Raw genomic sequence first — 13815 nt, 5'->3', positions numbered from 1 at the left:
GGCGCGCGCCGGTTTCGCGCCATGCATCATTATCCGCTATTGGCGAGCAGCGACGCGTTGCCGCCAGCTGCGGTCGTGTCGATGGTGACAACCCGTTCCAGAAAGAAACGCTCTATGGGATCGCAAGCGTAAAGGATCGGTGCGATCGCGCCGCTTCGTTGTTGCAAGAGAGCCATCACCTGATTTGCGTGTTGCGCTTCGGCGATGACGCCGGCGACGCCAGCGGAGGATATCGCCGCCGCCGCCCATGCCGCAGGCTTTAGGGTCAACAGAAGATCGTCCAGTTTTGTTTCGCGGCGAAGGGCGGACCGCGCCTGGCTCAGCCACTCGGTTTCTACATCTGAACACACAATAAGACTGTTCCCGGCGAGAAGCGCGCTGGCGATTTGCGCGTTGCGGGTTTTCGCATCCGATGCGGGCAAAAGCAGGAGCGCGCCACGGGGCCATAGGCGCAACCGGTTATTCTCTCCGGTTGGTCCGGGCAGCGAGGCGCCGCTTTCGCTTGTCTCCTCAACAAGGCGCGCATCCACGCTTCGTTCATTCGGAAAGAGCGCGGAAACGATACGGCGCCGGGACTGGAAATCGTGCTTCGAATTCCAATGCGCTTGCGCCTCTAGCGAGCGCTGAACGATTTTGTCTTGCCCGGTTTCCTGCCCATCTTGCCCGACGCTCACGCGCACCGGTAAAAGTCCAGCGTCGGGGGTGTCGATGGGAGCGGCGGTCTCGTTCTTCGTCAGTCGTAGCAAATAATGCGGTCCGCCGGCTTTGGGGCCCGTGCCGGAAAGACCTTCGCCGCCGAAAGGCTGCACGCCGACCACGGCGCCGATCTGATTGCGGTTCACATAGAGGTTCCCCACATGCGCGGTGTTGGAGACCTGCTCGACGCGCGTATCGATTCGCGTATGCAGCCCCATGGTGAGCCCGAAGCCGAGCCCATTGATCTGGTCTATTGTCGTATGAAGCTTGTCGGCGTCGTAGCGGCAGAGATGGAGAACGGGACCGAAGATTTCTTCGCGAACATCACTCACGCCGGAGAGTTTGAAGATGGTGGGGGCGATGAAGAATCCGTTCTCCGGCGCCGCCGAAACGTCAGCGTCTGTGAGGACCGGCCATTGGTTTTTCTTTTCCGCAATATAGGCGGAAATTTTTTGATGGGCGGCGGCGTCGATCACCGGACCGATATCGGTGCTCAGCTTTCTTGGGTCGCCCAGGGTCAGTTCAGCCGCCGCGCCCCGGAGCATTTCTTCAAATCGGTCTGCAATATCGGATTGGACGCAGACTAACCGGCAGGCGGAGCAGCGTTGCCCCGCGCTCTGGAATGCAGAATCAAGCACATCTTTAACCGCTTGCTCAAGCAGGGCGGTAGAGTCGATGATCATTGCATTGACGCCGCCGGTTTCGGCGATGAACGGAATGGCGCTGCGTCCGGTTTCAGTGAGGCTTTTTGCGATCGCCTTTGCGGTGGCGGTCGAGCCGGTAAAGCATACGCCGTCAACGCCGCCATGCCGGACAAGCGGCGCCCCAATGTCTGCGCCGGTTCCCAGAAGCAAACCAAGCGCGTCTTCCGGCACGCCCGCCTTATGCAACAGTTTGACAGCGCGATAGGCGACCAACGGCGTCTGGTCCGCCGGTTTCGCGATGACGCAATTACCGGCAGCGAGGGCGGCCGTTATCTGGCCCATGAAAATGGCGAGGGGGAAGTTCCAGGGAGAAATGCAAGCAACAACGCCCAGCGGTTTTCGCGACGCAATGCGCCCGCTCTTTGCTTCCATTGCATAGTAGCGGCAAAAATCGACGGCCTCGCGCACTTCCGCAATGGAGTCCGGTATCGTCTTGCCCGCTTCTGCGGCGCAGAGCGCGATGAAACTATCCTGTTCGCGTTCCAATAGCGTCGCGGCGCGCTCTATTATCTCAGCGCGCGCTTGCGCCGTCAGGGATGGCCAGGCGGATCCGCGTGCGGCGGTGACGGCTTTCTCGATAAGCGCTGGCGCAGCTTCCGCCACTTCGCCGATAGTGAAGGCGGCGTCGAATGGCGATGTGAGTTTGCGCGCGGCGCCGGTGACAGTCTCTCCGCTGATAAGGCTTGTTGCGCTGATATACGGCGCGTCGGCCGCCGCCTTTTCAAGCCGGCTTGCGATATCGGCCTGCGTCCAGTCTTCTCCGGCGGCCGCGCGGCGGGCGCTGTGCAAATAATCACGCGGCGCGCCGATTGAAGCATTGGACGAGAAATTATCGGCCGCCGCCATTGTCATCGGATCGCAGCTTATCTGATCGATATCGCATGCAGGGTTCGTCATCTGATTCACAAATGAACTATTGGCGCCGTTCTCCAGCAATCTGCGAACGAGATAAGGCAGGAGATCTTTGTGAGGACCCACAGGCGCGTAAATTCGGCTCGATATATTCGCTTCTTTCAGCAGGTGATCGTGCAGCGCTTCGCCCATGCCGTGCAGGCGCTGAAACTCAAAATCCTTGCGGCCGGCGGCCATGTGCAGGATCGCCGCCGTGCTGTTGGCGTTATGCGTTGCAAATTGCGGATAGACACACGTCCCCGCATCCAGCAGCTTGCGGGCGCAAGCCAGATAGCTGATGTCTGTGTGGTGTTTGTGGGTGTAAACCGGATATGTCTCAAGGCCGAGTTCTTGCGCGCGTTTGATTTCAGTATCCCAATAGGCGCCTTTGACGAGACGCACAGGAATGCGCTGGCGGGTCTTCTCCGCCAATTGACCGATCCAGTCGATCACGGCGGGCGCGCGTTTCTGATAGGCTTGTACGACCAGGCCGACGCCGCCTTGCTGGCGTAGGTCGCCATGCTCGATCAGGCGTTCAAAAATGGCGAGCGACGCTTCAAGCCGGTCCGATTCTTCCGCATCGATCGTGATCGAAAAATTTCCTTCGCGGGCGATCCGCGCAATGTCCAGCAATTTGGAAATGATCGCCGGCGCGCAGCTTTCCAGCTTGTTATATTCATAGCGCGGATGAAGCGCCGAGAGTTTGATTGAAATGTTATTGGCGTCTGACATTGGGGGCTGTCCGGCGAGTGCGATGGCGGCGCGTTTATATTTCTCAAAATACTGCTCGGCGTCGTCATCTGTCAGGGCCGCCTCGCCAAGCATGTCGAACGAAAACGCATAGCCTTTTTCAGCGTATCGTTCGCCTCTTTCGAGCGCGGCTTCGATGGTCTCGCCCAGAACGAAATGTCCGCCGATCAAGGTCATGGCGTGTTTGATGATGGCGGCGAGCAGGCGGTCGCCAAGACGCGCCGCAAGGTTTATGGCCGCCGGGCCCCCCGTCGCGTTGATCCAGAGTTTGGAAATCGCGAGACCGCCGCTCGCGGCGGAGACAAGCACCGGGCGCTCGCCGCCCATATGGTCGCGCCAAGTGCCGCGATAAAGCTTGTCGCGAATTAAAAGGCGCGCAGTCTCAAAATCCGGCGTCCGAATGAGCGACTCCGACAGGCGCATCAAGGCGACGCCTTCTTCCGTGGACAGGCCGTATTCCTGCAACAGAGCGTCGATGGCGCCCGTGGTCCGCGTTTCTGCGCGCAATTGTGCAATGATGTTTTTCGCCGAGCCCTCAATGGCTGCGCGTTCGCGTTCAGAGAGCGAAAGGGCGGCGATCAGGCGCTTTACGCAAGTGGATTCATCAATCTTGAGGAGATCGGAAAAATCAGGGGAGTTGTGTGGTTGGTCAAACATGGTGTGGGGCCCGGCGGTTGATGGCGAGCCGGCTTTTACACCCGGTGCGATAGGCTATGTTCCCAATGTTTCAGATTTTTGCTTGCAATATCGAAGTATTTCTGGTGTCAATTTATCCATTATGCCTACATATGATGAAAAACGTAGCTCTATAGACCACCTCGACAGGGCGCTCCTGAACGAGCTTCAGACGGATGGGCGGGCAACGGTTGTCGAACTCGCCGAGCGCATCAATCTGTCGAAAACCCCGTGCCAGAAGCGCTTGCGCCGGCTGGAGCGCGACAAGGTCATTCGCGGTTATCGCGCGGATATTGACCCGTCAAAGATCAATTTAGGCTATCTGGTTTTTGTTCAGGTCAAGCTTGAGAGCACGAGACGCGACTGCCTCACGCAATTTAACGCTGCGGTAAAAAAGGTGCCGCAAATTCTATCCTGCCATATGCTGTCGGGAGGATACGACTATTTGCTGAAGGTGCGGACAAAGGACATGGCGGCGTATCGCGCGCTTTTGGGTGATGTCATTGCTGACTTGCCCGGCGTTGCGCAAACATCGACATTTCCAGTTATGGAAGAGGTTAAAGACACTTCGGCGCTTGCAATCGCCGAGGGGTAACGCATCTCTCCCTGAAAATATGGCTATGAATGACAATTGACCCGAATTTACCGGATGTTCCATGGGTTTTGGAATCCAAATTTGAGCCGAACAGGCCGAGAGTGGATCTCGTACCGAGAAACCGGCTTGTCTCGCAACTGAGTGATGCGGTCGACAAACGCCTGGCGCTCATCGTCGCGCCGGCGGGATATGGAAAATCGTCTTTGCTCGGACAATGGGCTGCCGACGCCAGCGAAAAGGGCATCCGCTATGGCTGGCTGACGCTGGAGCAGGGCGAGGCGGACGAAAAACAGTTTCTCGCTTATGTCGTACTTGTCATGTCGCGCGCCGGCATAAGGCTCGACGAATTGGTGACCGGCGCCCGCGACGGCTTTGCCGATGCCGCGACTAATGCGGTTCTGGCGAAGCTCGTGCGATCGTTGAATGAGGAAGAAGGCCAGATTGTCCTTATTCTAGAGGACTATCACAATGCGGAGTGCGACGCGGTCAACGCAATTGTCAAACGCCTCATTCGCGATACGCTGTCGCGATTTACGATCTTCATCGACAGCCGCCGCCAGCCGAATATTGACGCCTTTTCCCTGATCGCCTCCGGTGATGCGATTGAAATCGACGCGCAACAATTACGGCTCACAAAGGGAGAGACGCTTGAGGCGTTGCGCGATGTCACGGATGAAAATAGCGGTCTTGAAATTTACGGCCAGACTGAAGGCTGGCCGGTGGCGGTGCAGCTCGCGCGCGTGCAAAGGCGGGCGGCGCCGGACGAGCCCATCCTCGCCGGAGTCGATGGCGGGCTTATTGCGTCCTATCTGACCGAGCAAATTCTCTCGACGCTGGATGAGAATACGCAAGAGCTTCTGTTAACGCTGGCGTTTCTGGAGCGCTTTAATCCCGAGCTTACCAACTACGTGCTCGATTCCCCCAAAGCCTGGGGGCGCATCGATTCCCTGTCTTCATTCGCCGCCTTGATCGTGCCCCTCGACACCCAGGGCGGCTGGTATCGCTTGCATCACCTCTTCGCGGAATATCTTAGGGAGATGCAAATCCGCCAGAGCCATGCAAAGGCGAGTTCAATTCAGTTGCGGGCCAGCCGCTGGCATGCAGAAAAGAAGCAATTAGTGGAGGCGGTGCGCTATGCAGCGAACGCCGGCGACTATGATGAATGTGAAGCGCTGATCCTCGCGGCGGGGGTGGAAAATCATCCTTCATGATGGGATTGGCGTCTTGCGCAACGCATTGCGCCTGATGCCCGATGACGTGGTTGCTTCTAGCGCGCGGCTGATGATTGCGCGCGCTTATTTGCACTGCAAATATGGGGAGATTCCAGAGGCGCGGGCGATGCTGGACGCTTCGGAACTGATTTCCGATATGCAGCAGCCGGAACTCTGCGATACGGACCGCCTTGTCGTGGAATCGATGATTAATCTGTATGAGGATAGAACATCCTGGACCGAGAATCACTCGCGCATACGAAAACAATATTCCGACCCTGCCTGCCTTGATGCTCTGGGTTGGGGCACGATCCGGTGCGAGGAAGTGCTGATCAATCTGGCCTGCGCCGAATTTGAACAAGCCAGCACCCGCCTGCGGGAAGCGTTTTCCTTTATGCGCCAAAGCGCATCGGTTCTTGGGTTGAATTATTGCTATATCCACGCGGCGCATACCGCTTTTTACAAGGGCGACCTTGCCACGGCGGCGGCGAATGTCGAGCGCGCCGGGAAAATGGCGGATGAAAATTTTGGGTCCGACAGCGGTCTCAAAGCGCTTGCCTCAGTATTGGGCTATACGCTGCGCATCTGGAAAGGCGAATGCGACCGCAGCGAGTGGCCGGCATTTGAAGAAACGCTGTTCCATACGGTCGAAAATGACGGGTGGGTGGATATCTACATAACCGGGCTGAACGCGGCGATCCTGTTTTCGCACCAATGCGGCGATGAGCAGGCGCCTTATCGCATTCTTTCCAGGATGCGCGCCTTTGCGCAAAACCGAAATCTCGACCGTTTGCAAAAGTTTTGCGCCATGCAGGGATACAGCCTGACGGCGCAGTATGGTGGTGGGCATATTCCAGGCGCCGCCGCATCTGATCCCGCGCGCCGCTTTCTGGGTGGTTACGATTATGAAACAAACAAACGGGACTGGCAGTCCTATTTGCTGGGGGCCAGCGTTGTCGGCGAGGGAGCTGCGAGCGACGGCCTTCAGCATCTCGATCAGGCTTTGGCGTTGGCGGATCAAGTGGGCTCCGGCGCATGGGCGCTTTATTTAAGGCTGGCGCAATGTGTCCGGCAAATCAAAAAAGGCGCGATTGAAGAGGCGAAGCAAGAGCTGACGCTCTTATTGAAGTTCGCGCTTCCCGGCCGCGTGATGGGGCCGTTTCTCGCGCATGCAGAGATATTACGCCTGTTGCCGGGGCTTCGTTCCGACCTGCATCAGCGCGAAGAAGAGCTGATCACCTTGCAGTTCATCAATGAGATCTTAGAGCGCGCGAAGGTCATGAATCCCGTGCGCGATACCGGTTTGTTAAGCGAGCGCGAATATGAAGTGCTGCAAAAACTGGCGATCGGCATGTCAAATAAAGAAATTGCGCGGGCGCTTGAACTCACCGAGAACACTGTAAAGTTTCATTTGAAAAGTCTTTTTGCAAAGTTGTCTGTAAACAAACGAACGCAAGCCGTCGTTGAAGCGCAGCGACTGGGGCTGGTTGACTAACCGAAAATTTCTCGCCAAGGCTTCCCCGCAATGTGAACCGGGAGGCGTGCGTGAAAGCCAGATTTCAAACTGAGTGCGGTGAATTTGAAATTCGCCTTTTTCTCAAAGAGGCGCCGCGAACCGCCGAATATTTCCGCGACTTGATTTCAAAGGGCGCGCTTGACGGTTCGTATTTCTTTCGGATTGTCTGTGCTGCGAACGCTTCCATGCGGAAAGACAATCCGATTGAGGTCATTCAGGGCGGGTTGCGCGAAGAGGATCCGCAGCCTGTTCCTCCGATCGCCCATGAGCCGACGTCGCAAACCGGGCTGACGCATAAAAAATGGACGGTCTCAACGGCTCGCCACGGCGCCGGCGAGACATTCGGCAGTTTCTTTGTCTGCATGCGCGATGAACCCGAGCTGGATTTCGGCGGCAAGCGCCATCCGGACGGATTGGGGTTCGCGGCGTTTGGCGAAGTGGTGAGCGGATTCGAAACGCTCGACACCATTTTTTCTCGCTATGAGCCGGAAGAATTTGTTAAAAAACAAATACTTATCGAGAAATGCACACTGGTCTGATTTGCGGCCCGGCGCCCGTCGCCACCTGAACGGGTAGTGTGTCATCTGCGGCTCACCCGATTTATACGCGCCCCAACTCTTTTTTACATTTGTGTGAACCCTGCGGTTTCTGACAAGTGTCTGGCTGTGTTTCGCCAAAGGTAGGGGTGCCCAGTGACCAAATCCAGTCGACTTTTTATCGCCGCGCTTATGTGCGGCTCTTCATTGGCGGCGCCTTCTGCGCCTGCTTTCGCGCAGACCGACGCCGATGCGTCGCAAGATGTCATTGTGGTGATCGGCCGCGGGCGGGAAGAGAATGTTCAAGACGTTCCGATTTCTGAAACCGTCTTCACGGCGGAATCGATCCGCGATGCGCGTATCGATCAGGTCGATGATTTCTTCGCACTGACGCCGGGCGTGACCTTCGCCAATGCGCAAGACTCCGGCACGAGCTTCATCACCATTCGCGGCGTTTCGCAGGTCCGCAATGGCGAGGCGCCGGTCGCCGTCGTCATTGACGATGTGCTGCAGATCAACGCCCGGTCTTTCGATCAGCCGCTTTTTGACGTGGACAGCATCGAAGTGCTGCGCGGGCCCCAAGGCGCGCTTTACGGCCGCAACGCAACCGGCGGCGCCATCATCATCAACACCGCCATGCCGACCGATGAATTTGAAGGTTACGGTCAGGTGAGCTATGGCAGCGGCAATGACATTCAGATCGAAGGCTCGGTTTCCGGACCGATTGTTCCCGGCCGTCTTCTTGGCCGTATTTCGGCGCGTTACTCAGATCGCGATGGCGTCTTCGACAACGTCATTCTCGACGAGAAGGTCGATTATAGCGAAGACTTCTCCCTTCGCGGTCATCTTCGTTTCATCGCCAGCGACGCGGTGACGGCTGACCTGCGCGGTTCGCTCGTCAGAACCGAGGGCGGTGCGCTGAACTACAGCTACCAGCCGGCGATTGTCGACAAGACAACGGGCCTGCCTTCCGCTTTCGATTTCGCGATCGCCGATGCCGATCTGGTTGAGCGTGAATTCACAGCGAACAATATTGGTGTTGATGAACGCGATGCGGAGCAACTCTCGCTGCGCATCAACGCGGATCTCGGTTTCGCCACGCTTCGCTCGGTAACCGCCTATGATCACATCGAGCAGACGACCTTCAGCGACCAGTTCCCCTATACGGCTGCGAGCACAGTGACCCCGGCGCCGCCATTCCCGCTCGGCGACGGAATTCAATCGCAGCACATTGAAGTTGAAGCGTTCAGCCAGGAATTGCGCCTGACATCGCCAGACGATCAGGCTTTCCGCTGGATGGTTGGGGCGTATTACGTTTCCACCGACCGTTTCATCAACTCATCGATCTATGATGATCTGGAGAACGGTTTGCCGACAGTCTCCAAGCGCCTGCCGGTTGTTGATCCATTGGCGCCGCAGACGAGCTTTATCGCTGACGATAACAACAACGAAGCATGGGCGCTGTTCTTCAACGCCGCTTATGATCTGACGGATCGTCTCGAGCTTGCTTTCGCCGGCCGTTACGACAAGGACACGCGCGAACAGCAAGTGTCTCCGCTGCAAGGCAACTATGTTGGCGGCGCTTATGTATCGCCGACGGGCGTGCCCGGTTCGCTCAATACGGCCGAGTTCGATCTGTTCCAGCCGAAAGTCACGCTGCGTTACGCGGCTCTGGATAATCTCAACCTGTATGCGTCCTGGGGCAAGGGCTTCCGCTCCGGTCAATTCAACCAGAACGGCGTTGGCGCAGTCGCCGCCGGCGGCGGCGTCCTGGGCGTTTCCGACCTGTTGCCGCAGGAAGAGACCTCGACCTATGAGGTCGGCTTTAAATCCGCTCTCGCAGATGGCGTGACGCTCAACACCTCCGGCTACCGGACGAAAGTCGAGAACGCGCCGTATTTTGTGTTCATCGGCGCCGTCAGCGCGCAGGTGCTGGTGCCGGTCGATGAGATCGAAATCTGGGGCGGTGAAGTGGAATTGACGGCCAACCTTTATGATGGCCTCGATTTCTACGCCAGCTTCGGCCTCGCGGACAGCGAGATCAACGCATATACCGTAAACCCGGCGGCGGTTGGCAATTACGCGCCTTATGTTGCGAAGACGACGTTCAACACAGGGCTGCAATACCGTACGCCGATCACCAGTTCGATCGGCATCTTCGGGCGCGTCGACTATGAGCGTCGCGGTCAGCAATTCTGGGATCCTGAAAATTCGACGGCCCGTTCGGCGCTCAATCTCGTCAATGCCCGCGCGGGATTTGAAGCCAATGACGGCTCATGGGCGCTCACCGCGTCCGTCGATAATTTGACCGACGAAGTCTACAACTCCGAATGGGTTCTTGGCGGCTTTGCGAATGCCGGCGTGCCTCGCTTGTGGCGCGTGGACCTGCGGGTGAATTTCTAGTCCTTCTGTAGGGCGCTCCGCGTCTTGTAACGCGGAGCGCCGTTTCTCCTGAGGGGGAGGGCGGACGCACTTAACATAATCGAAAGGCCTTGGTGACGATGCGCGTTGCAACGGATGTCGGCGGCACATTTACAGATCTTGTCTGCATTGATGATGACGGCATTCGGATCACAAAATCGGATACGACGCCGCCGAATTTCGAACAGGGCGTCATCAATGTCATCGAGAAAGCCGATATCGATCCTGGCTTGATTGATGACTTCGTGCACGGCACGACCGTCGTCATCAATGCGCTGCTTTCGCGGCGCGGCGCCAAGACCGGACTGATCACCACGCGCGGTTTTCGCGATGTCCTGGAAATCGCACGGGGCAATCGTCCGGACCTCTTCAATTTTGCATTCAAAAAGCCAGCGCCTTTTGTTCCGCGTTATCTGCGTCATGAAATCACTGAGCGGCTGGACTATCTCGGCCGGGTGGTTGAGCCCCTGGCGCTTGAAGAAATCGAACCCATTCTTGCGGCGCTGAAAGCCGAGGGGGTGGAAGCGGTCGCGATTTGCTGCCTGCATGCTTATGTCAATCCGGAGCATGAGCTGGCGATTGAAGCGCGCATCCGGGAATTATGGCCCGAGGTTTCGGTGATCGCCTCGCACAAGGTGTGCGGTGAATGGCGCGAATATGAGCGCACCAGCACGGCGGTTTTGTCCGCCTATGTTCACCCCATCGCAAAAGGCTATCTCGCCTCGCTTGATGAAAAACTGAGCGCAAGGGGACTTTCCGGCAAGCCGCTGATCATGCGGTCCAATGGCGGCGTGGCGACTGTAGAAGGCGCGCGCAACGATCCGATCTCAATGGTGGAATCCGGTCCGGCCAGCGGCGTTCTGGGCGCTGCGGCGCTGGGAACGCAGATCGGCGCGCAAAATCTTATTGCGCTCGATATTGGCGGGACGACCGCGAAAACCGCGCTCATAGAGAACGGCGCGGCGAAAATCACCACATCATACAAGATCGAATGGGACCGCGCTAATCCGGGCTACCCGATCCGCACGCCGGTGGTTGATCTCGTCGAGATCGGCAATGGCGGCGGCTCTATCGCCTGGGTCGACAAGGGCGGGCGCATGCATGTGGGGCCGCAAAGCGCGGGCTCGCAACCGGGTCCCGCAGCCTATGGCCGGGGCGGCAAGCATGTGACGACGACGGACGCCAATCTCGTCCTGGGGCGGATCAATCCGAAATTGTTTCTCGGCGGCGAGCAGGAACCGGACTGGGATAGCATTGATCGCGCCTTTGCCCCGCTGGTTGAAGCGCTGGGCGAGAGCAAGGAAGACATTGCGCGCGGCATAATCGGCATCGCAAACGCCAATATGGTCAATGCGCTCAAGCTGGTGTCGCTCAACCGCGGATATGATCCGCGCGAATTCGCCCTTATCGCCTTTGGCGGCGGCGGCGCCATGCATGCGGTTGCGCTCGCCGAAGAGCTGATGACGCCGAAAGTCATCATCCCGGTCAACTCATCGGTGTTTTCCGCCTGGGGCATGTTGATGTGCGATTTGCGCCGGGATTTTCTGAAGACTGATGTGAAAACCGTAAATGCAGGCGCTGCCGATGCAATCGAAGCCTCCTATGAGGCGATGGAAGCGCAGGCGCGCGAAACCTGTCTGGCGGAAGGCATGCCCGCAGACGCCATGCGCATCGAGCGCTTCGCCGATATGCGTTATGCTGGTCAGGAACACACGGTCAAAGTGCCGACGCCGCGAACACGGCTTGATGATGCGGCGCTCAGCGAATTGATTTCGGCGTTTCACGCCGAACATATGCGCGAATATACATTCCAGCTCGACAGCGATGTGGAGCTTGTGAATTTCCACGTCGTTGTTTTCGCCGATATCGACAAGAAGCAGCTTCCGGCGCTTCCCGTCACCGGGCGGGACGTCGCGCAAGCCCGCAAGGGCGCCCGCAAAGTCGATTTCGATGCGGACGGCGTTCACGATACGGACGAATATGACTTGTCCCTGCTGGAGCCGGGCATGGTCATTGAAGGGCCTGCCGTGCTGGAAGATCCGACCGCGACAATTGTCATCTCTCCTGGCAAGCGGGCGGAAATGGACGCTTATGGGAACATCCACATCCAGATGAGGGCGTCATGATCGAGCATAAGTCGGATAAATTCAGCCAGGAGATCATCAAGAACGCGCTGGTGGCGATCGGCGATGAGATGTTCGAGGCGATGGCGCGCTCCAGCATGAGCCCGATCATCTATGAAGTGCTGGACTATTCAGTCGGCCTGACGACGAAGGACGGCGACCTGATTGCGCAGGGCAATGGCACGACGGTCTTTCTGGGCATGATCGATGCGCTGGTGAAAGAGATCATCGAAAAGTTCGGCGCCAAAGACGACATCAAGCCGGGCGACGTGTTCATCAGCAACGACCCTTATTACGGCACGCATCTTTCGGATGTGGCGCTCGCCAAACCGATTTTCCATGCGGGCGCGCTGGTCGGCTTCGCCGTCAACAAGGCGCATTGGGTGGATGTCGGCGGCATGGCGCCCGGCAGCTTTACGCCCGCCTCGACTGAAATCTATCAGGAGGGGCTGCAGATTCCGACCATGAAGGTCATGGAAGAGGGCAAGGTTCTCCAGCCCATTCTTGACCTTATCTCCGCGAATATCCGAATGCCGCGAGAATCGCTTGGCGATTTCTGGGCGGGTGTTGCGGCGAACAATGTCGGCGCGGAGCGTCTCGTGATGCTGTATGAAAAATACGGCGCCGAGGCGATGGCGACGGCGATGGACGGCTTGCTTGATTACGGCGAGGCGATGATCGCCGAGGAATTGAGAAAGCTTCCCAAGGGCGTTTTTGAAGCGGAAGACTGGATCGATGATGACGGCCAGAGCGAAGAACCCTTACGGGTTTGCGTGCGCATCGAAATCAGCGACGAGACATTCAAAGTTGATTTCACCGGCTCTGCGCCGCAGGCGTTGGGTCCGATCAATCACGGCCGCACAGCGCTTGTGGCCGCCGTCCGAACCATTTTCAAAGCGCTGACCAATCCGCAAATTCCGTCTAATGGCGGCTGTTTTCGCGCGCTTGAAATCATCTGTCCGGATCGCACCGTGTTCACCGCCGAAAGGCCGGCGCCGGTCTCCACCTATTGGGAGACGATGCTCTATGCTGAGGATCTGATCTGGAAAGCGATGGCGGAGCATTTGCCTGACCGTCTGACGGCGGGGCATGTTCTGTCGGTTTGCGCGTTCATCCTTTCCGCATCGCATCCGGAAACCGGAGAGGAAGTCATCCTGGTGCAGCCGCTGGTTGGCGGCTGGGGCGCCATGAGCGACCGCGATGGACTAAACGGTCAGTTTTCCGTCGCTGACGGCGAGACCTACAACATCCCCGTTGAAATTCAGGAAGCGCGTTACGGCGTTCGCATCAAGCAATATGCGCTGCACAATGAAGATGGCGGCGAGGGCAAGTTTCGCGGCGGCAAAGGCGTCTATCTGGATTACGAAATCCTCTGCGATCAGGCGCATTTCAGCGGCAGCTTTGGCCGGTTTAAATTCCCGCCATGGGGCGCGGCGGGCGGCGCCAAAGGCTCTTCGAATTATGTCGAGCTGATCCGCAAGGACGGATCAGGAGCGGACAGAGAGATTTACGGCAAGCCTTCCCGCGTGCAGATGAAAAAGGGCGATGTTGTGCGCTGCGTGACGGCGACCGGCGGCGGCTGGGGCGATCCCCATGAGCGTTCTGCGGAAGCGCTGGAAGACGACCTTAAAAACGGTTTCATCACAAAAGAACAGGCGGCTCGTTTTTATAAACGCCCGCAAGCCGCTGAATAGGGA

General features: G+C 57.9%; 8 protein-coding genes. 7 read left to right on the top strand and 1 reads right to left on the bottom strand.

The window, feature by feature from the left end; translation table 11 throughout:
- Nucleotides 1-29: 29 nt before the first annotated feature.
- Entirely contained in the window at nt 30-3698 is a 3669-nt protein-coding gene (gene putA, locus AC0L8G_RS16900; RefSeq protein WP_473385331.1) for a bifunctional proline dehydrogenase/L-glutamate gamma-semialdehyde dehydrogenase PutA, read from the bottom strand.
- Between putA and AC0L8G_RS16895 the strand changes: the two genes are divergently transcribed.
- The 7 genes from AC0L8G_RS16895 (at nt 3697) to AC0L8G_RS16865 (ending at nt 13812) form a co-directional block, all read left to right on the top strand.
- On the top strand, nt 3697-4311 hold the full coding sequence (locus tag AC0L8G_RS16895) for an Lrp/AsnC family transcriptional regulator (protein ID WP_473385330.1): 615 nt from the start codon (nt 3697-3699) through the stop codon (nt 4309-4311). The two genes, putA and AC0L8G_RS16895, sit on opposite strands and share 2 nt — an antisense overlap.
- A 101-nt stretch (nt 4312-4412) precedes the next feature.
- Nucleotides 4413-5522, top strand: coding sequence for a winged helix-turn-helix domain-containing protein (locus tag AC0L8G_RS16890; RefSeq protein ID WP_473385329.1), 1110 nt, complete (start codon nt 4413-4415; stop codon nt 5520-5522).
- A gap of 13 nt (nt 5523-5535) precedes the next feature.
- The gene (locus AC0L8G_RS16885; protein WP_473385328.1) at nt 5536-7017 is read left to right on the top strand and encodes a helix-turn-helix transcriptional regulator; all 1482 of its coding nucleotides are present in this window, start codon (nt 5536-5538) and stop codon (nt 7015-7017) included.
- Nucleotides 7018-7067: 50 nt separating this feature from the next.
- On the top strand, nt 7068-7577 hold the full coding sequence (locus AC0L8G_RS16880) for a peptidylprolyl isomerase (protein ID WP_473385327.1): 510 nt from the start codon (nt 7068-7070) through the stop codon (nt 7575-7577).
- Between the two features lie 153 nt (nt 7578-7730).
- Nucleotides 7731-9977 (top strand): TonB-dependent receptor, encoded by a 2247-nt coding sequence (locus tag AC0L8G_RS16875; protein WP_473385326.1) that lies wholly within the window; start codon nt 7731-7733, stop codon nt 9975-9977.
- Nucleotides 9978-10075: 98 nt separating this feature from the next.
- Nucleotides 10076-12121, top strand: coding sequence for a hydantoinase/oxoprolinase family protein (locus AC0L8G_RS16870; protein ID WP_473385325.1), 2046 nt, complete (start codon nt 10076-10078; stop codon nt 12119-12121).
- A complete protein-coding gene (locus AC0L8G_RS16865) occupies nt 12118-13812 on the top strand; it encodes a hydantoinase B/oxoprolinase family protein (RefSeq protein ID WP_473385324.1) in 1695 nt (564 codons plus the stop codon). The genes AC0L8G_RS16870 and AC0L8G_RS16865 overlap by 4 nt, the downstream gene beginning before the upstream one ends.
- Nucleotides 13813-13815: the final 3 nt, after the last annotated feature.

The organism is Hyphococcus sp. D3-15 (assembly GCF_055809375.1).
This window is presented reverse-complemented; position numbering and strand designations above follow the sequence as displayed.